Source organism: Thermotalea metallivorans (assembly GCF_001562415.1).
GTDB lineage: Bacteria > Bacillota > Clostridia > Peptostreptococcales > Thermotaleaceae > Thermotalea > Thermotalea metallivorans.
In genome coordinates this window covers 24,767-45,217 of sequence record NZ_LOEE01000003.1, presented here as the reverse complement: position 1 = coordinate 45,217, position 20,451 = coordinate 24,767, and the positions used below count along the sequence as shown (strand labels likewise).

General features: G+C 44.7%; 23 protein-coding genes. 22 read left to right on the top strand and 1 reads right to left on the bottom strand.

Annotation, left to right across the window (positions count from 1 at the left end; genetic code table 11):
• The first annotated feature begins 5 nt into the window (after positions 1-5).
• The 19 genes from cobD (at position 6) to AN619_RS00290 (ending at position 16,950) form a co-directional block, all read left to right on the top strand.
• The gene (cobD, locus tag AN619_RS00380; protein WP_068553950.1) at positions 6-1,091 is read left to right on the top strand and encodes a threonine-phosphate decarboxylase CobD; all 1,086 of its coding nucleotides are present in this window, start codon (positions 6-8) and stop codon (positions 1,089-1,091) included.
• Positions 1,081-1,962 carry a GHMP family kinase ATP-binding protein gene (locus AN619_RS00375; protein ID WP_068553949.1) on the top strand — a complete coding sequence of 294 codons (882 nt, stop codon included), beginning with the start codon at positions 1,081-1,083 and terminating at the stop codon, positions 1,960-1,962. Before cobD ends, AN619_RS00375 begins: the two co-directional genes overlap by 11 nt.
• 15 nt (positions 1,963-1,977) lie before the next feature.
• Positions 1,978-2,349: a sirohydrochlorin chelatase gene (locus AN619_RS00370; RefSeq protein ID WP_068553947.1), complete on the top strand. Its 372-nt coding sequence runs from the start codon at positions 1,978-1,980 to the stop codon at positions 2,347-2,349.
• Positions 2,349-2,972 (top strand): precorrin-8X methylmutase, encoded by a 624-nt coding sequence (locus AN619_RS00365; protein WP_157064845.1) that lies wholly within the window; start codon positions 2,349-2,351, stop codon positions 2,970-2,972. Before AN619_RS00370 ends, AN619_RS00365 begins: the two co-directional genes overlap by 1 nt.
• A 28-nt stretch (positions 2,973-3,000) precedes the next feature.
• Positions 3,001-4,122 (top strand): cobalt-precorrin-5B (C(1))-methyltransferase CbiD, encoded by a 1,122-nt coding sequence (gene cbiD, locus AN619_RS00360; RefSeq protein WP_068553945.1) that lies wholly within the window; start codon positions 3,001-3,003, stop codon positions 4,120-4,122.
• Positions 4,115-4,753 carry a precorrin-6y C5,15-methyltransferase (decarboxylating) subunit CbiE gene (gene cbiE, locus AN619_RS00355; RefSeq protein WP_068553943.1) on the top strand — a complete coding sequence of 213 codons (639 nt, stop codon included), beginning with the start codon at positions 4,115-4,117 and terminating at the stop codon, positions 4,751-4,753. The genes cbiD and cbiE overlap by 8 nt, the downstream gene beginning before the upstream one ends.
• Positions 4,728-5,321: a precorrin-6Y C5,15-methyltransferase (decarboxylating) subunit CbiT gene (gene cbiT, locus AN619_RS00350; RefSeq protein ID WP_068553941.1), complete on the top strand. Its 594-nt coding sequence runs from the start codon at positions 4,728-4,730 to the stop codon at positions 5,319-5,321. The genes cbiE and cbiT overlap by 26 nt, the downstream gene beginning before the upstream one ends.
• A gap of 85 nt (positions 5,322-5,406) precedes the next feature.
• Positions 5,407-6,114, top strand: coding sequence for a precorrin-2 C(20)-methyltransferase (cobI, locus tag AN619_RS00345; protein WP_068553939.1), 708 nt, complete (start codon positions 5,407-5,409; stop codon positions 6,112-6,114).
• On the top strand, positions 6,114-6,869 hold the full coding sequence (cobM, locus tag AN619_RS00340) for a precorrin-4 C(11)-methyltransferase (protein WP_068553937.1): 756 nt from the start codon (positions 6,114-6,116) through the stop codon (positions 6,867-6,869). The genes cobI and cobM overlap by 1 nt, the downstream gene beginning before the upstream one ends.
• A complete protein-coding gene (gene cbiG / locus AN619_RS00335; protein WP_068553935.1) occupies positions 6,862-7,938 on the top strand; it encodes a cobalt-precorrin 5A hydrolase in 1,077 nt (358 codons plus the stop codon). Before cobM ends, cbiG begins: the two co-directional genes overlap by 8 nt.
• The gene (gene hemA, locus AN619_RS00330; protein WP_068553934.1) at positions 7,907-9,199 is read left to right on the top strand and encodes a glutamyl-tRNA reductase; all 1,293 of its coding nucleotides are present in this window, start codon (positions 7,907-7,909) and stop codon (positions 9,197-9,199) included. Before cbiG ends, hemA begins: the two co-directional genes overlap by 32 nt.
• Before the next feature lie 173 nt (positions 9,200-9,372).
• Positions 9,373-10,113, top strand: coding sequence for a precorrin-3B C(17)-methyltransferase (gene cobJ / locus AN619_RS00325; protein WP_068553932.1), 741 nt, complete (start codon positions 9,373-9,375; stop codon positions 10,111-10,113).
• A complete protein-coding gene (locus AN619_RS00320) occupies positions 10,110-10,901 on the top strand; it encodes a cobalt-precorrin-6A reductase (protein ID WP_068553929.1) in 792 nt (263 codons plus the stop codon). The genes cobJ and AN619_RS00320 overlap by 4 nt, the downstream gene beginning before the upstream one ends.
• Positions 10,867-11,520: a precorrin-2 dehydrogenase/sirohydrochlorin ferrochelatase family protein gene (locus tag AN619_RS00315; RefSeq protein ID WP_068553927.1), complete on the top strand. Its 654-nt coding sequence runs from the start codon at positions 10,867-10,869 to the stop codon at positions 11,518-11,520. The genes AN619_RS00320 and AN619_RS00315 overlap by 35 nt, the downstream gene beginning before the upstream one ends.
• 30 nt (positions 11,521-11,550) lie before the next feature.
• Entirely contained in the window at positions 11,551-12,483 is a 933-nt protein-coding gene (gene hemC, locus AN619_RS00310; protein WP_068553925.1) for a hydroxymethylbilane synthase, read from the top strand.
• Position 12,484: 1 nt separating this feature from the next.
• Positions 12,485-14,071 carry a uroporphyrinogen-III C-methyltransferase gene (gene cobA, locus AN619_RS00305; RefSeq protein ID WP_068553923.1) on the top strand — a complete coding sequence of 529 codons (1,587 nt, stop codon included), beginning with the start codon at positions 12,485-12,487 and terminating at the stop codon, positions 14,069-14,071.
• The gene (hemB, locus tag AN619_RS00300) at positions 14,049-15,038 is read left to right on the top strand and encodes a porphobilinogen synthase (protein WP_068553921.1); all 990 of its coding nucleotides are present in this window, start codon (positions 14,049-14,051) and stop codon (positions 15,036-15,038) included. The genes cobA and hemB overlap by 23 nt, the downstream gene beginning before the upstream one ends.
• Positions 15,025-16,314, top strand: coding sequence for a glutamate-1-semialdehyde 2,1-aminomutase (hemL, locus tag AN619_RS00295; RefSeq protein WP_068553919.1), 1,290 nt, complete (start codon positions 15,025-15,027; stop codon positions 16,312-16,314). The genes hemB and hemL overlap by 14 nt, the downstream gene beginning before the upstream one ends.
• Before the next feature lie 138 nt (positions 16,315-16,452).
• Entirely contained in the window at positions 16,453-16,950 is a 498-nt protein-coding gene (locus AN619_RS00290; protein WP_068553917.1) for an SEC-C metal-binding domain-containing protein, read from the top strand.
• 46 nt (positions 16,951-16,996) lie between these two features.
• Here the strand turns inward: AN619_RS00290 and AN619_RS00285 are convergent, their stop codons facing one another.
• The gene (locus AN619_RS00285; RefSeq protein WP_068553915.1) at positions 16,997-17,404 is read right to left on the bottom strand and encodes a transcriptional regulator PerR; all 408 of its coding nucleotides are present in this window, start codon (positions 17,402-17,404) and stop codon (positions 16,997-16,999) included.
• A gap of 171 nt (positions 17,405-17,575) precedes the next feature.
• Here AN619_RS00285 and AN619_RS00280 point away from each other — a divergent pair, with 171 nt between their 5' ends.
• From AN619_RS00280 to trmL, 3 genes are all read left to right on the top strand, one after another.
• A complete protein-coding gene (locus tag AN619_RS00280; protein ID WP_068553913.1) occupies positions 17,576-18,724 on the top strand; it encodes a DUF362 domain-containing protein in 1,149 nt (382 codons plus the stop codon).
• Positions 18,725-18,804: 80 nt separating this feature from the next.
• Positions 18,805-19,737 carry a DUF362 domain-containing protein gene (locus tag AN619_RS00275; RefSeq protein WP_068553911.1) on the top strand — a complete coding sequence of 311 codons (933 nt, stop codon included), beginning with the start codon at positions 18,805-18,807 and terminating at the stop codon, positions 19,735-19,737.
• Positions 19,738-19,936: 199 nt separating this feature from the next.
• Positions 19,937-20,407 carry a tRNA (uridine(34)/cytosine(34)/5-carboxymethylaminomethyluridine(34)-2'-O)-methyltransferase TrmL gene (gene trmL, locus AN619_RS00270; protein WP_068553909.1) on the top strand — a complete coding sequence of 157 codons (471 nt, stop codon included), beginning with the start codon at positions 19,937-19,939 and terminating at the stop codon, positions 20,405-20,407.
• The last annotated feature ends 44 nt before the right edge of the window (positions 20,408-20,451 follow it).

Sequence of the window (20,451 nt, the reverse complement as noted above, 5' to 3'; positions counted from 1 at the left end):
TAGGAATGGAAATTGCGAAGCATGGGGGCAATATCTATGAAATGGCTGAAAAATTAGGTATCCCCCCCTATGAGATAATAGATTTTAGTGCCAATATCAACCCTTTGGGTGTGCCCGACAGTTTCCGCAAGGCGATGTTGGAAAACATCTCCATCCTTGCAAATTATCCGGATCCCCGGTATAAAAATCTTATCCAATCCATTGCCCGGTATCATGGCATCCGTGAAGACTACATTATTGTAGGTAATGGTGCGGCGGAAGTAATATTTTCCCTCATATCCGGGCTGAAGCCGAGAAAGGCTTTGCTACTGGCACCGACTTTTTTGGAGTATGAAAGGGCATTGATCAAAGCAGGCTGTGAGGTGAAACATTATCTGCTCAAGGAAGAATTGGACTTTAGGGTGGATGAGGGATTCTTCAAAGCTATTGACGAAGATACGGACTTAGTGATTCTTTGCAATCCCAACAATCCTACCGGACAGTTGGTAGATCGGAGAATGAAGGATACAATTTTAGAGATCTGCAGGGAACGGCGCATCGGTCTGATGGTGGACGAAGCTTTCAATGAGTTTTTAGCTTGTCCCCAGGAAGAAAGCATGATATCATCCCTGGAAAATTATAAAAACCTATACATCCTTCGATCGCTAACGAAATTTTTTGCCCTTCCTGGTCTTCGGATCGGCTACGGAATTTCATCCAATCGGGAGATGCTGAACAAAATCGAAAAGTGCAAGGAACCTTGGATGGTAAATAGCTTTGCAGCCCTTGCCGGAGAAATTGTAGTGAAGGACCAGGCATATATAGAAGAGAGCAGGCGATGGATTTTTTCAGAAAGGGAATATTTATACGACAAGTTGCGGGAGATTGAAAAGATAAAAGTTTATAAGCCTGCGGCAAATTATATTTTATTCCGGGTATTGGACGAAAAAGGAAGTCATCTTCAGGAAAAGCTTTTAAGGCAAAAAATTCTCATCCGAAGCTGTGCCAATTATGAAAACTTGAATGGATCGTATTTTCGAGCAGCCGTCAAAGACCGGCTTGCCAATGAAAAATTGGTCCAGGCTTTGAAAGAGGTATTGTATGAGAGTTAAGGCAAAATGTCCTGCTTCCTGCGGTGAATTGCTCCAAGGGATGATGGGGAATGGTGAAAAGTTAATATCCTATTCTATTGATATCTATTCGGAAGTTACGATCGAAGAGAAGAAAAATCCACAAAGGGACTTTCGCAGGCGAAAAGCAACGGAGGCTATGTATAAAACCCTTGCGTATTATGGGGAACCTGTTGCCATGGGGGATGTTTTTTCTATTGAAATCCGTTCCCATATTCCCCTTGCCAAAGGGATGGCCAGCAGTACGGCGGATATTGCCGCAACGGCTGCAGCCACGGCATTTCTGTTGGGAAAAAAATTAACCGGGGACCAACTGGCAAGGATTTGTGCATCCATTGAACCTACGGACAGCACGATTTTCGAAAATTTTACCTTGTTTGATCATCTTCAGGGCATAAGGGTGGAAAGCTTCCACTGGCATCCGGATCTTGACGTATTTGTGCTGGAACCGGAGGGAACGGTGGATACCCAGATCTTTCGCATGAGGGATTATACAAAGGAGCGCTTGGAGGCCCAGCCAAAGGTGGAGGAAGCCCTTCGGATTTTTAGAGAAAGCATGGCAAAACAAAATCTTTCCCTTCTGGGAAAAGCCGCAACCATGAGTGCCTTGGCAAATCAAAAAATACTGCCTAAGGAAAAGCTGGAAGAGATTATCGATATATCCCAAAAGACAGGTTGCCTGGGGGTGAATGTAGCCCACAGCGGCACCGTGGTAGGAATCCTTTTGGAAAAGGATAGGGGGGATAGGGAAGCCCTCCAGCAGATGCTGAAGACCCAGGGTGTATTCCAGCATTATAGCAAGGCATATTTTGCAAGGATGATACAAGGCGGTGTAAATATTTCAGAATGTTAAGGAGGAGATGATGAGGTGAAACGGGCATTACTTATATTAGGACATGGCAGCCAGGCAAGGGAGGCCGATGCAATTTTCGAAAAAATTGTGGAAATGGTAAAGGAAATTACATCCTTTGAAATGGTGGGAATGGGATCCTTGCAGATTTCCAAGCCCAGCTTTGAAGATGGGATTTCCGAACTCATTGAAAAAGGAGCGGAACAGATCATCATTGTTCCCATGTTTATCTTTAAGGGAAACCATGTGAAATTTGATATTCCTGAAAAACTGGAGGAGATAAAGGACAAGTATCCCCATATAGAATTTAGGATGGCCAACCATATCGGTGCCGATGAAAGAATTGCCACCATTATTGAGGAGAGGGCAAGGGAGGTTATAGGAGCATAATGGGCGATTATATGAAGGTGCCTCACCAGATTGAGGAGCGAAGCTTTGCCATCATTACAGAGGAATTGGGAGACAAGACCTTTCCCGAGGATATAGGCAAAATTATCAAGAGGGTGATCCATACCACGGCGGATTTCGAGTATGCAGACATTACCATAATTTCTCCAAGGGCCATCGAATCTGCCCAAAGGGCTATCCAAGGGGGAGCCCATATTGTGACCGATACCCAGATGGCCAAGGCAGGAATCAATAAGGCGAAGTTAAAAAAATTTGGGGGAGAAGTACGATGTTTTATGGCCGATGAGGATGTGGCCCAAAAGGCGAAGGAAAGAGGGATTACCCGGGCAATGGTATCCATGGAAAAGGCCGTGGAAGATTCCAACAACCGAATTTTTGTCATTGGCAATGCACCAACGGCATTGTTTGAGCTGAAGCGATTGATTGAGGAAGGAAAGGCAAAGCCTGATTTGGTTGTGGGGGTCCCTGTGGGTTTTGTGGGGGCGGCAGAGTCCAAGGAAGCTCTGGAAAGCCTGGATGTTCCCTATATTGTCACCAGGGGCAGAAAAGGAGGCAGTGCTGTAGGGGCTGCCATTATCAATGCTATTTTGTATATGATGGAGTAACATTCTTTTCAAAAAAAGAGGGTTCTATATGTTGAATCGCTATATTGTAAAAGATGGAAAAAAATTGAGGTACGGATATACCACAGGCTCTTGCGCAGCTGCTGCTGCCAAGGGGGCAGCCATACTGGCGGTGAGAGGAGAAAGGCCGGTGAAGGTAGCTATTGATACCCCTAAGGGTTGGCGCCTGGAGATTCCTATTGAAGCATGGGATGTGGGGGAAAACTATGTCCTCTGTACTGTACGAAAGGATGGAGGGGATGATCCCGATGTGACCCATGGGATTTTGGTGGAAGCCCGATGTGAGCTCATCGATGAACCACGTATAGAGATCAGGGGAGGAAAGGGTGTGGGCATTGTGACAAAGCGCGGATTGCAAGTCCCTCCAAATCACCCGGCCATTAATCCTGTTCCCAGGATGATGATACAGAGGGAGGTTACGGAAGTTCTGCCCAAGGATGTAGGAGCCATCATTACCATCTCTGTTCCCCGGGGAGAAGAGATTGCAAAAAAAACCTTTAATCCCCGGTTGGGAATCGTAGGGGGAATTTCTATTCTGGGAACATCGGGTATTGTGGAGCCCATGTCGGAAGAAGCATTGAAGGATTCCCTTGCCTTGGAAATCAGTATGGCTGCCGAAGAAGGAAAGGACCGTCTCGTATTGGTGCCCGGCAATTATGGAAGAGATATTGCCATGGCATACTATGGACTCCCGGAGGATATGCTTATAAAGACCAGCAATTTTGTAGGGTTTATGCTAGAAAAATGTGTAGAATACGGGATCAAGCAGGTATTGATGATTGGTCATATCGGTAAATTTGTAAAGCTCGCCGGCGGTATTTTTCATACCCACAGCAAAGTGGCCGATGGCAGGCTTGAGATTCTGGGAGCTAATCTGGCGCTGCTGGGGGCAAATCCGGAGGATATCCGGGAACTCTTTCAATGTGTGACTACGGAGGCGGCCCTGGAAGTCATTGAGAAAAAGGGATTTGAGCATATCTATGGGTTCCTGTGCGATAAGGCAGAGGAAAAATCGGCACAGTATGTGCATCATCAGTTGGAAGTAGGGATCATTATGTTTTCCATGGAAAAAAAAATATTAGGAATAGGAAAAAAGGGAAAAAGATTACTGGAGGCGTTTCAGAATGAATAAAGTCTATGTGCTGGGGATGGGGCCCGGGAGTCGGGAATATATTCTGCCCGTTACGGTCCGAATCATTCGGTCATGCGATATATTGATCGGCGGGCAGCGGAATCTCCAGTATTTTCAGAATCTTGGAAAGGAGACCCACTGTATCAAGGCAGACCTCCGAGGAATTATGGAATATGTCCAGGAAAAGAGAAAGTATAAAAAAATTGCCTTTCTTCTTTCGGGAGATACGGGATTTTACAGTATGCTGGAATATATTAAAAAATACATTTCCATCAAGGATTTAGAAATAATTCCCGGCATCAGCTCCTTTCAGTATCTTATGGCCAGAATTGGAGAATCATGGCAGGATGCCTTCGTGGGAAGTCTCCACGGCAGAGAATGGGATTTTGTTGAAGCAGTGCAATCCTATGGGAAGGCTGTATTTTTAACGGATCACAAGTATACACCCCAGCAGATGGCGAAAAAACTTGTAGATCACGGGATGGAGGATAAAATTATGATCGTAGGGGAAAATCTATCCTATGAAAATGAAAAAATCATCCGAGGAACGCCGAAGGAAATCATGGATATGCCAAGTTTTGATATGGCTGTGGTGGTGATTAAAGATGAAAAAGATTTGTTGGAATTATAGAACTCCGGGAATACCCGATGAACTGTTTGTCAGGGGCAATGTTCCCATGACAAAGGAAGAAGTCAGGGCCATTACCCTTTCCAAGTTGAGGCTGAGGGAAGACAGCATTGTGGTGGACGTGGGAGCCGGTACTGGCTCTATTGCCATTGAGGCAGCCCAGCTGTGTCCCAAGGGAAAAGTCATTGCCATCGAACGGAAGGAAGAAGGGGTTGCCTTGATCCGTGAAAATTGTACTCGATTTCAAGTGGAAGTGGAGATTCTCCACGGCAATGCAGCCCACAAATTAAAGGCTATTGAAGTTTTTGACCGGGTTATCATCGGTGGAAGCGGCGGAGAGCTGGAGGAAATCATTCAGCTTTGTTATGACAAACTTACAAAAGATGGAAGGATTGTGGTCAACAGCATTACCCTGGAGACTCTCTATACATCCATACAATGTCTGGAGAAAATAGGATTTTCCTATGTGGAGGCAGTGTCCGTCAATGTGGCCAGGGGCAGGAAGGTCGGCCGGTATACCCTGATGGAGGCTATCAATCCTATTTATGTGATTTCCGGGGTAAAAACATAGGAATAGACAGCTATTAGGTATAAGTTGATTTTTTGTGTTGTATGTGTATCAGGGCAAATCAATTTGCAGATATGGAGGATAGGCAATGAGTGGAAAATTTTATGGTCTGGGGGTAGGGCCCGGGGATCCGGAACTGCTCACCTTGAAGGCTGTTCGTATACTGAATGCCGTGGATGTGATTATTGCTCCCGAAACGGTGAAGGACAATGGCAGTGTTGCCTATGATATTGTGAAAGGTCATATAAGGGAAGAAAAAAAAGTCCTTTTTCAAGTGTTTCCCATGACTTATGACAGCCGGGAATTGGATGAAAGTTGGAATCGCAATATGAAAGAGATTTTGGAGATTTTGCAGGCGGGCAAAGATGCTGCTTTTATTACCTTGGGAGACCCCATGGTGTATAGTACCTATGTCTATGTTATGCGTTTGCTTAAGGATCACGGCATTGCAGTGGAAACGGTACCGGGGATAACGTCTTTTTGTGCTGCGGCCAGCAGGCTAGGGGTTCCTTTGGCGGAAGGCAATGAAACCATTGCCGTTATTCCGGCGGCCTATCAATGTGATCACTTGGATGAGATATTGACCTTGGCCGATAACGTGGTCCTCATGAAGCCGTCCAAAGGCTTTCAGAAAACCATTGAAAAACTGGAGGATAATGGATTTTTGGAAAATACCGTATGGATTGCCAAGTGCGGTCATAAAGACGAGAGAATCTCCTATGATGTGAAGGAATTGGCGGGGGAGAAAATTGACTACCTATCGATGCTGATTGCCAAGAAAAGGAGGCTGAAATAATGGTATACTTTATCGGCGCCGGGCCTGGTGATCCCGATTTGATTACAGTGAAAGGTCAAAAAATAATACAAGAAGCCGATATCATTATCTACGCTGGTTCCCTTGTCAACGGAAGAATTATAGACTGCAGGAAACCGGATGCAGAGGTGTTCAATAGTGCTTCCATGACATTGGAGGAAGTGATAGATGTCATGGAAAGGGGTGTAGGAGAAGGAAAATTGGTGGCAAGAGTCCATACCGGTGATCCCAGTATTTATGGAGCCATTCGAGAGCAAATGGATATTTTGGATGAAAAAAATATACCCTATGAAGTCATCCCGGGTGTCAGCTCTTTCGTAGCTTCAGCGGCAGTGATCAAAAAAGAGTTTACCTTGCCGGGGGTAACCCAGACAGTCATCCTTACCAGAATGGAAGGAAGAACGGATGTGCCGGAAAAGGAAAGCCTTGAAAGTTTAGGGCGTCATCGAGCTTCCATGTGTATTTTTTTATCGGTCCATATGATTGATGAGGTGGTAGAAAAGCTAAAGGTTCATTATCCTATGACGACGCCCGTTGCCGTGGTAGAAAAGGCCACATGGGAGGACCAGAAAATTGTCCTGGGAACCCTTGAGGATATTTCCAGAAAAGTAAAAGATGCCGGAATCTACAAAACAGCCCAGATTATGGTAGGAGATTTCCTGGGAAATCAATATGAAAAGTCAAAGCTTTACGATAAAAATTTTCATCATGGTTTTAGGAGTGGAGGAAATGCATAAGGCCATCATCACCCTTACCAAGGGCGGACTTCAGCTGGGACTGAAACTGCACGGGGAGATGGCTGACAGCGTCCTGTATGTGCATAGGAAGTTTGAAATCGAAGGCAGGGGAATCCAAAAGATTCACGGGCCTATGAAGGAATTTGTGGGCGAAATTTTTCATCAATATCAATGCCTCATCTTTATCATGGCGGCAGGAATTGTGGTAAGGACCATCGCACCCCATATTCAGGATAAAAAATGGGATCCGGCAGTCATTGTTTTAGATGAAAAAGGCAAAAATGTAATTAGTCTTTTATCGGGCCATATGGGCAGGGCTAATGGGTATACCTTGGAGATCGCCCAATTGCTCGGGGCAAATCCCGTGATTACCACGGCCTCCGATGTAAATGAAAAGATTGCCGTCGATACCTTGGCCATGGCATTGGACTGCTCTATTGAAAATTTTAGAGATGCCACAAGGGTTACGGCCCATATTGTAAATGGCGAAAGGGTAGGGATGATCTCCCATATTCCTGTGGAGGTGGCTTTGCCGGAAAATATGGTTTTGATCGATGAGGAACAGGCAGTCCAGGAAAAATTTGCCGGATTGATTTATATTACCGAGAAAAGAATAGATCCGAAGATTGCCTGGGATTATGTTGTTTTAAGGCCCAAAAATATTATCCTGGGGATCGGTTGCAAAAGGGGAAAATCAAAGGAAGAAATTATGGATGCCATCCTGGATACCCTCCATGCTTTAGGTGTTGCGGAGGCATCTATAAAGCACATTGCAACGGTGGATGTGAAAAAGGATGAACCGGGGCTTTTGGAGGCAGCCCAAGCACTGGGGGTACCCCTTGTTAGTGTAGCAAGGGAAGCATTGAAAGCCGTGGAAGATGAATTTGAGGGATCGGATTTTGTGAGAAAAAGCATTGGTGTTGGCTCCGTTTGTGAGCCGGCAGCTTTTCTGACCAGCAGCGGAGGCATTTGGCTGCAGAGGAAGACGATTCATAATGGCATTACGATTGCAGTACTAAGAGAGGGTGGTAATCCCTATGGAAATCATTGTGGTAGGCATCAATTATAAACAGTCCCCTGTAGAAATCCGGGAGAAAGTGGCCTTTACAAAAAGTGACTTGGAAAGGGCTTATGGCCTGTTGAAGAAGAATCATTATGTAAAAGAGGCAGTCATTCTTTCTACTTGCAACCGCAGTGAAATTACTGCTGTGGTAACGGATGCAGACAAGGGAGCCAAGGAGCTCATCCGGTTTTATCAACAGTTTTTTCAACTGGATGAGGCAATCTTCCATGATCATATTTTTGTAAAGGCTTCGGATGATGCTGTAAAACATGTGTATCATTTGGCTGCCGGCTTAGACTCTCTCATATTGGGAGAGGATCAGATTTTAGGCCAGGTACGGCAGGCCCACATGGATGCAAAAGCATACGGATGCACCAAAACCATATTGAATAAATTGTACAGGGAAGCGGTAACCACTGCGAAAAAAATCAAAAGGACAACGGCCATTTCTCAAAATTCTTTATCCATTAGTTCTATTGCCGTAAAATTTTTAGAGCAAATCTTTTTAGACCTGACAGATAAACGGGTGATGGTTATCGGCGTAGGAAAAATGAGTAGAATTGTTATTGAAAATCTCATTTACAAAGGGGTTCGAGAAATCTGCGTGACCAATAGAACCAAAGGGCATGCCGTGGACTTATCGAAAAGATATGGGGAAGTGGGAGTCATCGATTTTCAGGATCGATACAAAATGATTCCCCAGACAGATATTATCATTACCTCTACCAGTGCCCCCCATTATGTATTGCGCAAAAGCGAATTTGAAAAATATTATGCAGGAGGGAACCAAATCTGTATTATCGACATTGCCGTACCCAGGGATGTGGATCCGGAGATAGGGAAAATGGAGGGAGTATCTTTATATGAGTTGGACGAATTGAAAAAAGTATCTCTGGAAAATATGGAATCAAGGCTGGAGGCAGCCAAGCATGCGGCAGCAATGATTATTGAGGCCTGTATTCAATTTGAAAATTGGTATCACTGCCTGCCGGTTTTTCCAGTGATAGAAGGATTGATCCAATACAGTGAAGAAATTCTTCAGGAAGAAATGGAAAGTTTGATGGGCCGGTTGGAGAGCGCTTCACAAAAGGATAGGCAGTTGATTGAGATTGTAATGAGAAGTTTGGCCAAAAGGCTTATCAAAAAGCCCATGCTTAATTTAAAAAGGGCCGGGGAAGACAGACAAGGGGAATTGTATGCCTCTATCGCCGGTCAGTTGTTCGGTATCAATCAGTATGGCTGCAAAGCCTGGACCTCCAAGAAATGAAACAAAAACAATTACCAGTACTGGTGACTGATGATAACTTTTTAAAGCAAATTCAATTTTGAAGTTGCAAATTTATAGACTACCTTAAAGAAATATAGCCTTTGTATAAATTTGATTCTGGGGTTGTTATATAAGATAGAAATGCTGTAGGAAAGACAGTGAGGGGGAAGAAGATGGAACAAAAGGGCAGGATATATGTTGTAGGTCTTGGGCCCGGAAACAGGGAGTATATGAGCATGAGGGCCATAAGGGCCATAGAAGATGCGGAAGTAGTGATCGGCTATAAAACCTATATTGATTTGATCAGGGATCTGCTGGCAGGCAAGGAAGTCATTGATTCGGGCATGCGGAAAGAGGTGGAGCGCTGCCATTTGACCTTGGATAAGGCTCTCGAAGGAAAAAAGGTAGCCCTCGTCAGCAGTGGTGATGCGGGGGTGTATGGTATGGCCGGCATCATGTTGGAAATAAAGGATGAAAGAGACGAAGACATCGATATAGAGATTGTCCCGGGAATTACGGCTGCCAGTGCTGCCTCTGCCGTACTGGGGGCACCCATGATGCATGATTTTGCCGTCATATCCCTCAGTGATTTGCTCACCGATTGGGAGCTCATCAAAAAAAGATTGACCTGTGCGGCTATGGGAGATTTCGTTGTGGCCCTATATAACCCGAAGAGTATGGGACGGGTGCATCAAATTGAAGAGGCCAGGGAAATTATGATGAAGTATAAGGGGAAAGATACGCCCGTAGGCATTGTGAAAAATGCCAAGAGGCAGGGAGAGGAAGTTATCATTACGGATTTAGAGCATATGCTGGATTATGCTATAGACATGTTGACGGTTGTGGTGATAGGAAATGCCCATACCTATGTAAAGAATGGCAAGATGATTACACCGAGAGGGTATCAGCGATGATTCTGGTGATGAGCGGGACCCTGGATGGCAGGAGAATCATTGATCTCCTTGGGGCAAAGGGTTATCCGGTTGTTGTTTCAACGGCTACAGCCTATGGTGCTGGCCTTGTGGAAAGCAGAGAAGGATGTCAAGTCTGCCATCAAAGGCTCAACCAGGAGGAATTGAAGGTTTTTTTACGGCAGCAGGGGATAAAATTATTGGTTGATGCAACCCATCCCTATGCTGCAGAGGTGTCAAGAAATGCCATGGATGCATGCAAATCCTTGGATGTTCCCTATCTGCGTTTTCAAAGGAACGGCACGGATATGGAAAAGTATCAAGAAATGATGCATTTTACATCAGACTATGATGAAGCAGCCCAATATTTGCAAGGAACAGAAGGCAACATTTTATTGACAACGGGCAGCAAAACTTTGGAGATTTTCACAAAGAAGATCGATGTAAAAAGAATCTTTGCCAGGGTGTTGCCAACCAGTGATGTGCTCAGGAAATGTGAAGGATTGGGATTTTCTGCTTCCAATATTATTGCCATGCAAGGTCCCTTCTCCAAGGATATGAATGTGGAAATGATTAAAAAATACGACATCAGGATATTGGTGACGAAGGACAGCGGAGATGCAGGGGGAACTCCAGACAAACTGGAGGCAGCCCGGGAAACGGGAATATCTGTTGTCATGATTGCTCGGCCTCCCGTAAATTATAGGAATATTTATGGAAATATACCGGATCTGTTGGATAAGGTGAGTGAACTGTATGAAAAAGTATTATCCCATCATGTTGGATATTGAAGGAAAACCTTGTGCTGTCATCGGCGGCGGAAAGGTAGCCGAGAGAAAAGTAAGATCTCTGCTGGACTGCGGGGCAAAAGTTACAGTGGTGAGCCCCCAGTTGACGGCGGGAATCAAAAAATTAGCAGATGAGAACTTGGTGCGTGTCTTAGAGAGGGAGTACCGGTGGGGAGATTTGAAGGACCATGATCTTGTTTATGTGGCTACCGATGATCCTGAGGTAAATGCCCTGTGTCTCCGGGAGGCAAGACAAGAGGAAATATTGATCAATGTGGTAGACAAGCCGGATATGTGTGATTTTATTGTTCCTGCCGCCATACAAAGGGGTGACCTTACCATCACCGTATCTACCAACGGAAAAAGCCCCATGTTGTCCAGAAAAATTCGTGAAGAGTTGGAAAAAATGTACGGTGAGGAATATGCAGTGTTTTTGGAAGTGATGGGTGATCTGAGAAAAATGATTTTGTCGGAATGGAAAGATATCCGTCATAGGAGAGCCGTCTTTGAAAAGATCGTCTATGGTGATGTTTTCGATCGATACAAAAATGGAGAGATACAAGATTTGAAAAAGTTTATCATCGATCATTTTTTGCAGGTACCCAACGGCAATGATCGTTGAATAATCGCAGAACAGGAAAAGGTGGATAGGATGAAAAAGGACAAGATTATCGTCGGCTCCAGAGCCAGTGCCCTTGCTTTGATGCAAACCCATTGGGTCATCGAAGGGCTGAAAGAGAAATTTCCCCATCTCCAATTTGAAGTGGTGGAGATTAAAACCATTGGGGATAGGATACTGGATAAAACCTTAAACAAAATCGGGGGCAAGGGTCTTTTTGTCAAGGAGATCGAAACAGCCCTGCTGCAGCATGAAATTGATATGGCGGTTCACAGCATGAAGGATGTGCCTACGGAGATGACGGAACAGTTGATGATTGGTGCCATCACAGACCGGGAGGATATACGGGATGTATTCATTTCTAATAATGGAGAGGGACTTGCTGCATTGCCTGAGGGTGCAAAGATTGGAACCAGCAGCTTAAGGAGAGCGGCACAATTGCTGGCTTTTCGGCCGGATTTGGTCATCGAGCCCATCCGGGGAAATATTGCCACGAGGATCGAAAAAATGAAACAGCTCCATTTAGATGGCATCATTCTGGCGGCGGCCGGTATGCTCCGGATGGGCTGGGAAGAACGGATTACGGAATATATTTCCACGGATCTCTGTATACCGGCTGTGGGACAAGGAGCATTGGGAATTCAAATCCGTAGGGAGGATGAAGACTTGGCGGCCATCGTTAAAGAAATCAACAATCCAACGGTAGAAATCTGTATAAAGGCAGAAAGAAGCTTTATGAGGGAACTGAAGGGGGGCTGTCATGTACCTATGGGTGCATATGCACGCATGGAAGGGGATAAACTGATGATGGAGACCGTTGTCTCATCCCCTGACGGCAGAAATCAAATCAGACTGAAAAAAACATGGGAGCCCAGGGAAGGAGAACAATTAGGCATCCATATGGCAAGGGAAAGCCTGGATAGAGGTGCCCGTGAAATACTTAGAAAGATAGAGGCTGGTGAATAATATGGAAGCGGGAAAGGTATTTTTAATAGGTGCAGGGCCGGGAGATTATAAATTGATTACGCTGAAGGGATTGGAATGCATACAAAAAGCGGATGTAGTCCTCTACGATCGACTGGCCAGTGAGAAACTGTTAAGCTATGCAAGGGAGGATGCAGAGCGGATTTATGTAGGAAAATCCCCCGATTGCCATAGCTACGCCCAGGAGGAAATCAATCGGTTGTTGGTAGAAAAGGCGAAGGAAGGGAAAATCGTGGCCCGATTGAAGGGAGGAGATCCCTTTGTCTTCGGAAGGGGAGGGGAAGAAGCCCAAGCATTGGCAAAGCATGGCATTCCCTTTGAAATTGTACCGGGCATTACTTCTGCTGTATCTGTTCCCGCCTATGCAGGGATACCCGTTACCCATCGCAATGTAAGTGCATCCTTCCATGTTATCACGGGCAATGAAGATCCGTCAAAGGAAGAAAGTGCCATTGATTATGAAATCCTTGCCAAGTTGGAGGGAACCTTGATTTTTCTCATGGGGGTCCGCAATATAGAAAAAATATGTACGAGTCTTATGGACCACGGACAGAGAAAGGATCGGCCTGTGGCAGTGATCTATAAAGGAACCACCTCCGATCACAAGGTTTTGAAAGGAACCCTTTCTAACATCAGCAATCTTGTGAAGGAAAATGGTTTTGCCAACCCTGCCGTTATTGTGGTAGGAGAGGTGGTAAATCTGTCGGAGACCCTGCAATGGTTTGAGAACAAGCCTTTGTTCGGGAAAAAAATACTGGTTACGAGGACGAGACAGCAGGCGAGCTCCCTGTCGGAAAAAATAGAGGAGCTGGGTGGGGAGGCCATTGAGTTTCCTACCATCAAAATTGAAAAACCTGAAACCTACGATGAAATAGATAAAGCCTTTGGGCAGATAGAGAAATATGATTGGATCATTTTTACGAGCGTAAACGGTGTGAAAGCTTTTTTTGATCGTATGAGAAAATTGGATTTTGATGTGAGGCTGCTCCATGGCGCAAAACTGTGTGCCATCGGTCCTGCTACGGCCAAAGCTTTGGAGGATATGGGTTTTAATATAGAGTTTGTGCCGGCAGAATACAGGGCAGAGGCCATTGTGGAAGGCTTGAAGGATAAAATCCGGCCGGGGGATTCTATTTTGCTGCCCAGGGCGGATATTGCCAGGGAGGTACTAGTGGAAGCGTTGGAAAAATTGGGTGCATGTGTGGATAATATTCATGTGTATCGTACGGTCGTGCCGGAACAGGATCGGGACAAATTGCTTGAAATACTCAGGGAAAATAAGGTGGATGCAATTACTTTTACCAGTTCTTCTACCGTAAAAAATTTTATTCAGATCTTGGGGGAGGAAAACAAGGGATGGTTGGAGAACATAGCCCTTGCCGTGATCGGTCCCATTACAGAAGAAACCTTGGAACAACATGGATTGAAGGCTGCTATCCGTGCCCATGAGTATACCATTGACGGATTGGTGCATGCCATCATCCAATATTATGAAGTACAGGCCCAAAAAGAACTATTTGTTATTCATCGGGAAAAGGAGGGGGACCATGGATCCCATTTACAGGCCTAGAAGATTGAGAGTAAATCAAGCCATCAGAAGTCTAGTGCGGGAAACCAGCTTGTCAGTGAATGATTTCATCTATCCGCTGTTTGTGGTGGAGGGAAAAGGGATCAAGCGGGAAATTCCCAGTCTTCCCAATCAATATCATTATTCTGTGGACATGCTGGGACAAGAGATCAAGGAGATTGCAGCCCTGGGGATCAAGGCAGTGCTTCTTTTCGGGCTTCCCCATCGAAAGGATTCCTGTGGCAGTGAAGCCTATCATGAGGAAGGGATTGTGCAAAGGGCGATCAGAGAAATAAAGAGGATCCATAGGGAAATTTTTGTCATTACCGATGTATGCATGTGCCAATATACGGATCATGGGCACTGCGGCATTATTGAAAAGGAATATGTGGCCAATGATGTTTCCGTAAAGTACATCGCCCAAATTGCCCTCTCCCATGCTTTGGCGGGAGCTGATATGGTTGCACCCTCCGACATGATGGACGGCAGAATTGGGGCAATTAGAAAAATTTTGGATAAGAACGGCTTTACGGAGGTGTCTGTCATGTCCTACAGTGCCAAATATGCATCAGCATTCTATGGACCTTTCCGGGCAGCAGCCGATTCGGCACCCCAATTTGGTGACCGGAAAACCTATCAAATGGATCCTGCCAACAGTGACGAGGCCCTTAGGGAGGTAGAGTTGGATTTGGATGAAGGAGCAGATGTTGTTATGGTAAAGCCGGCCTTGTCGTATTTGGATGTGGTGAGAAAGGTAAAGGATGCCTTTCGTGTTCCCGTGGCAGTTTACAATGTAAGCGGCGAATATGCCATGCTGAAGGCGGCTGCAGCAAAAGGGCTCCTGGATGAACGGGCCGCTGCTCTGGAAATGCTGACTTCCATGAAGAGAGCAGGAGCGGATCTGATCATTACATATTATGCGAAAGATGCAGCCAAATGGCTAAAGGAGGAGTACGATGAATTTGTCTAAATCAAAGGCCCTTTTTGAAGAGGCAAAAAAATACATTCCCGGTGGTGTAAACAGTCCTGTCAGGGCTTTTCGCTCTGTTTCGACAAACCCGCCTTTTATTCAGAGGGGAGAAGGCTGTCGGTTGTATGATGTGGATGGCAATGAGTATATTGACTATGTAGGCTCATGGGGCCCCCTAATTCTTGGCCATGCCCATCCCAGGGTAGCAGAGGCTCTCAAAGATGCCGTGGACAGGGGTACCAGCTATGGGGCTCCCACAGCAATAGAAACGGAAATTGCCAAGGTGATCTGTGAAGCGGTGCCGTCGGTAGAAATGGTGAGAATGGTGAATTCCGGTACAGAGGCCACCATGAGTGCTTTGAGGCTGGCAAGGGGATATACGGGGAGAAATATGATCGTAAAGTTTGAAGGAAATTATCATGGTCACTCCGACAGTTTGCTGATCAAAGCAGGTTCTGGAGCCTTAACCCACGGGGTACCCGATAGTCCAGGAGTACCGGCAGATATCGCGAAAAATACCATTACAGCCCGGTATAATGACATAGAGGGCATGAAAAAAATATTTGAAGTCTATGGAAAGGATATTGCAGCCGTGATTATAGAACCCGTAGCAGGGAATATGGGAGTTGTACCGGCCACCCAATGGTATATGAATTTTTTACGGGATATCACGGTAAAATATGAATCCCTGTTGATTTTTGATGAGGTAATGACCGGTTTCAGGGTATCCTTCCAGGGTGCCCAGGGCCTATATGGCATAAAACCGGATATCACTTGTTTCGGCAAAATTATCGGGGGAGGGCTTCCTGTAGGTGCCTATGGGGGGAGAAGGGACATCATGTTCCATATGTCCCCGGCAGGTCCGATTTATCAAGCGGGGACATTGTCGGGAAATCCCCTGGCTATGACGGCAGGCCTTACAACCTTGAAGATTTTAAGGAATCATCCGGAAATCTACAGGGAATTGGAAGAAAAATCAAAGATGCTGGAGGAGGGACTCCGGGAGAATGTATCGAAGCTGGGTATAAAGGCCTCCTTCAATAGGGTTGGATCCATGTTGTGCATGTTCTTTACCGAGCAAGAGGTGGTGGATTATGAAACAGCACTGACCAGTGATACGAAAAAATTCAGCATCTACTTTGAAGAAATGCTGAAACAGGGGATTTATCTGGCTCCCTCCCAATTTGAAGCAGTTTTTGTTTCTGCTGCCCATCGCAAAGAAGATATTGAAAGGACCATTGAAGCCAGTTACCATGCATTGAAAAAAATTGTATAAAAGATCAGAAACAGGCGGCATTGATCTCTGCCGCCGAATTTTTTTTAGCGGCTTTTGTTATTCTGAAATGGAAGTTGTTTCTTTCAAAACAATATACTATAATATATAGGGAAAATTTGATGCAAAGGAGAATACAAAATGAGTCTTTATAGCGCCTGGACACAAATTGCTTTTGGAAATAAAAACCAAGAGGTGGAAATTGCTTTCTGGAAGGAATTTTGTGGAGCGGAAAAAAGTTTCTATGAGTATATTCTTGAAAATTATCAACGGGTTACAGAGGGAACTGTAAAAGAATTTGCTGAGCAATTGGGAACATCCAATGAATTTGTCATGGGATTTTTGGACGGGATCAACGACAGTTTGGTAAATCCATTAACTTTAGAAGAGATTACGGAAGACAGCCTTGTAAAATTGGAAATCGACTTTGAAAAGCTGTACTACAATATGCATGAGGCAAAGGCAGATTATCTGTATACCTTGCCCCAATGGGAGCCCATCTTAACCCAAGAGAAGAGAAAAGAAATTGAAAAGGCCCAAAAGAGGTCAAAAATTGTAGTAAAGGAAGAGAAAATCGGCCGCAATGAGCCTTGCCCATGCGGCAGCGGGAAAAAATACAAAAAGTGCTGTGGCCAATAGAGAAAATTTTTTGCATATCATCCACAAGAGCAGCCCAGGGCTGCTCTTATTTGCATTGAGGGCATAATCCATAAAAATACAGCTGTTGCTTATGGACGGAATAGTTTGTAAATGCATTGACCTTTTGAAAGAGGTCAGAAAAGATGTCCTCTTGAATATCGTCCACCCTGTGGCAGGATGTGCAGATAATATGGGGGTGGGAGTTGGTCTTTGCATCATAGCGAAAACTGCATTCCCCTACATTTAATTCCTGAACTAATCCGGCTTTTTTAAATGCGTCGAGGGATTTGTACACGGTAGCCAAACTCATGGTAGGGTAAATGGGTGCGAGTTTTTTGTAAATCACTTCCGCACTCGGGTGCTCCGTAGTATGGATCAAAATATCATATATGGCGATTCGTTGAGGGGTTACCTTCATACCGTGATCCCGCAATATTTTTGCAAAATCTTTCACAAGAATACACTCCATTCAATGATCAATCTCTATTGTTAGTTCGATTATATTATAGCCTTAATTTCTATGTCAAACAATATTATTGACTATTCTGAAAATTATATTTCATATATATTTTATCATATATCGAAAAGAATAGAAGAATTGAAATTAAGGAAAGTGGGTGAAAAAATGGAAAAAGTTTCTCTTGTCCGATGCGAAGACTATGAATATGAGAAGGTAAAAGAAGCGGTTTTGCAGAGTTTTTGTAATTTAGGAGGAATAGAAAAATACATTCAACGGGGTGACAGGGTTTTATTGAAGGTAAATTTGCTGATGAAAAAAAAACCTGAGGAGGCGGCCACTACCCATCCCATTTTTGTTCGGGCTTTGGCTGAAATATTGATGGAACATGGAGCCCAAGTCATCATCGGCGATAGCCCTGGGGGACCTTTTCACGAAAAACAATTGAGGGGAGTTTATAGGGTTTGCGGCATGGAGGAGGTGGCAGAAAAGACAGGAGCACAGCTGAATTATGATACAGGACAGGTGGAGGTGAAGGATGACACCTTAAAGCTTTTGAAAAATTTAACAGTGATAAAGGTATTGCAGGATGTAGATAAGGTGATTTCTGTTTCCAAGCTGAAAACCCATGGGATGGCCCTCTTTACGGGAGCAGTAAAAAACATGTTCGGCATCATACCGGGACTATTGAAGGTGGAATATCATTTCAAAATGTCCAATATAGTTGATTTTTCCGATGTACTGGTGGATATCTGCAAATATGCCAATCCTATTCTTTCCTTTATGGATGGTATTGTAGGCATGGAGGGTGACGGACCTTCTGCCGGGACCCCTAGAAAAATTGGTGCTGTGATTGCTTCTACCAGCCCATACCATTTGGATGTGGCGGCATCTTCCATCATCGGCTTGGATCCACGGGAAGTGCCGACGATACAGCGATCCATGGAACGGAATATCTGTAAGGGAAACTTGGAAGATATTGAATTCGTTGGAGGAAAGATAGAAGATTTCCGAGTGAAAAAGTACAAGGTTCCCAAGATTCGAAGCGTAAATTTCTTTCATGGAAGACTTCCGAGATTTTTAGAAAGGCCCATGCATCGTCTGCTGCAGCCAAGGCCTGTATTTCTCCATGATCAATGCAGCGGCTGCGGGGATTGTCAGGAAAGTTGTCCGCCCAAGACCATTACCATGATTCATCATCGTCCTGTTGTCAATCTAGAGCATTGCATACGGTGTTTTTGCTGTCAGGAGCTGTGCCCTCAAAAAGCAGTAAAGATCCACAGGCCATGGCTCCTCCATCGCCTTGTCCAATGGTAATGGCATGGGATTTTCTTTGAATACTTTTCTTCATTTTTTATCATACTATCCCTATTCAAAGGAAAATTTGAGGTGATAGGATGAGGAAAGAGAGAAGAATAAAAGAGCCTGTGGTGGCTTTCATGAAAGACCCGAAGGAAGGGCAGTCCCTTCTCAAGGCTTTGGAGTTGCTGCCCATGGAACAGATCATTAGAAAAGGGGATGTGGTGGTGATTACACCTAACTGGGTGAAATCCAAACCTCCCTATACAGGAACCGTTGTGGGTCCCCATACCTTACAAACACTGATCAGGTATGTAAAAAGCAAAAATCCGGGAAGGATCTGCATTGCCACTGGGTCCGGCGGCGATCCCACTCCAAAGGTTATGGCAGAGGTAGGATACGATAAGGTCATCCGGGAGGAGGCCGTGGAATTTGTAGATTTAAATTATGGGCCCTATATGGAATTGGAACTGGATCATCAACAGCCTTCCAAGACAAAGATCAATCAGCTGCTGGAGGAGATGGATGTGCTGATATCTTTTACCCAGTTAAAACATCATGAAGAAGCCACCATCAGTGCAGGCATCAAAAATATTGCCTTGGGCTGGCCTCCTGCGGAGATTCACGGATTTCCCAAAAAAGATTTGGGAATCCATGAGGATCTTCACGGTTTTATTGCAGCCATGGCAAAAAAAATTCCCATTGATCTGACCATTGTCAGTGCAGACAAAACCATGATCGGTACAGGTCCTTCCGATGGAAAGACCGTGGGTACGCCTGGATTGATGATTGCCGGCACAGATCCGGTAGCAGTGGATACATTGGCTGCAAGGCTTCTGGGATTTCTCCCTCAGGCGGTGCAGTATCTTTATGCCCTTTACAGAGATGGGGTGGGTGAAGGGAGGCCGGAAAAAATGCAGATCAGAGGCATTCGTTTGGAGGAAGCGGAAATGGTATTCAGCAAAGCCGCTTATCATCAGGAAATTGTATTGGATAAAAACCGAATCAAAGATATACATGGCAATCGATAGGGTCCCAAAACCGGGGGCCTTTTTTTGGCTATAGGCCAAAGGAACGAAAGGATTTGAGAATCTCCGGGAAATTTTCTATTTTTACTGTTTTATGATATAATAACACAGAAGCCAATGGATCGATGCTTTTGTGGAGCACAAACTTTTTAGGGTCTTTGCATAATTTTAATTTTTTGCAGTAAAGGGGTAGATTTGAAGAATGGCAATCAATGTTGTATTATTTGAGCCCGAAATCCCGCCGAATACAGGAAATGTTTCGCGAACCTGTGCGGCTACGGGAAGCAGACTTCATTTAATCAAACCTTTGGGTTTTTCCATTGATGATAAGCAGTTGAAAAGGGCAGGGTTAGATTATTGGGATTTGTTGGATTTGCATCTCTATGAAAACATTGATGCATTATTTAAAAAATATCCACATGGAAGGTTTTATTTTGCCACGACAAAAGGGAACCAGTATTATACAGACGTGCAGTTTCAGGATGAGGATTTTATTGTCTTTGGCAAGGAGACTGCCGGATTGCCCCAAGACCTTCTATTAAAGAATCAGGAAAGCTGCATTAAAATTCCTATGCTTCCCAACGAGAAGGCCCGTTCCCTCAATTTATCGAACTCTGTAAGTATTGTTCTTTATGAAGCATTAAGGCAATTAGGCTTTCAAAATCTGGTCTAAATCTTATGAAATGGAAAAGAACTATCACGAAATCATGGGATAGT

Excerpts from the sequence above, each read along its gene's own strand:
- cobD (WP_068553950.1), top strand. The coding sequence starts at position 6 with ATGGAAATTGCGAAGCATGGGGGCAATATCTATGAAATGGCTGAAAAA.
- AN619_RS00375 (WP_068553949.1), top strand. The coding sequence starts at position 1,081 with ATGAGAGTTAAGGCAAAATGTCCTGCTTCCTGCGGTGAATTGCTCCAA.
- AN619_RS00365 (WP_157064845.1), top strand. The coding sequence starts at position 2,349 with ATGGGCGATTATATGAAGGTGCCTCACCAGATTGAGGAGCGAAGCTTT.
- cbiD (WP_068553945.1), top strand. The coding sequence starts at position 3,001 with ATGTTGAATCGCTATATTGTAAAAGATGGAAAAAAATTGAGGTACGGA.
- cbiE (WP_068553943.1), top strand. The coding sequence starts at position 4,115 with ATGAATAAAGTCTATGTGCTGGGGATGGGGCCCGGGAGTCGGGAATAT.
- cbiT (WP_068553941.1), top strand. The coding sequence starts at position 4,728 with ATGAAAAAGATTTGTTGGAATTATAGAACTCCGGGAATACCCGATGAA.
- cobI (WP_068553939.1), top strand. The coding sequence starts at position 5,407 with ATGAGTGGAAAATTTTATGGTCTGGGGGTAGGGCCCGGGGATCCGGAA.
- cobM (WP_068553937.1), top strand. The coding sequence starts at position 6,114 with ATGGTATACTTTATCGGCGCCGGGCCTGGTGATCCCGATTTGATTACA.
- cbiG (WP_068553935.1), top strand. The coding sequence starts at position 6,862 with ATGCATAAGGCCATCATCACCCTTACCAAGGGCGGACTTCAGCTGGGA.
- hemA (WP_068553934.1), top strand. The coding sequence starts at position 7,907 with ATGGAAATCATTGTGGTAGGCATCAATTATAAACAGTCCCCTGTAGAA.
- cobJ (WP_068553932.1), top strand. The coding sequence starts at position 9,373 with ATGGAACAAAAGGGCAGGATATATGTTGTAGGTCTTGGGCCCGGAAAC.
- AN619_RS00320 (WP_068553929.1), top strand. The coding sequence starts at position 10,110 with ATGATTCTGGTGATGAGCGGGACCCTGGATGGCAGGAGAATCATTGAT.
- AN619_RS00315 (WP_068553927.1), top strand. The coding sequence starts at position 10,867 with ATGAAAAAGTATTATCCCATCATGTTGGATATTGAAGGAAAACCTTGT.
- hemC (WP_068553925.1), top strand. The coding sequence starts at position 11,551 with ATGAAAAAGGACAAGATTATCGTCGGCTCCAGAGCCAGTGCCCTTGCT.
- cobA (WP_068553923.1), top strand. The coding sequence starts at position 12,485 with ATGGAAGCGGGAAAGGTATTTTTAATAGGTGCAGGGCCGGGAGATTAT.
- hemB (WP_068553921.1), top strand. The coding sequence starts at position 14,049 with ATGGATCCCATTTACAGGCCTAGAAGATTGAGAGTAAATCAAGCCATC.
- hemL (WP_068553919.1), top strand. The coding sequence starts at position 15,025 with ATGAATTTGTCTAAATCAAAGGCCCTTTTTGAAGAGGCAAAAAAATAC.
- AN619_RS00290 (WP_068553917.1), top strand. The coding sequence starts at position 16,453 with ATGAGTCTTTATAGCGCCTGGACACAAATTGCTTTTGGAAATAAAAAC.
- AN619_RS00280 (WP_068553913.1), top strand. The coding sequence starts at position 17,576 with ATGGAAAAAGTTTCTCTTGTCCGATGCGAAGACTATGAATATGAGAAG.
- AN619_RS00275 (WP_068553911.1), top strand. The coding sequence starts at position 18,805 with ATGAGGAAAGAGAGAAGAATAAAAGAGCCTGTGGTGGCTTTCATGAAA.
- trmL (WP_068553909.1), top strand. The coding sequence starts at position 19,937 with ATGGCAATCAATGTTGTATTATTTGAGCCCGAAATCCCGCCGAATACA.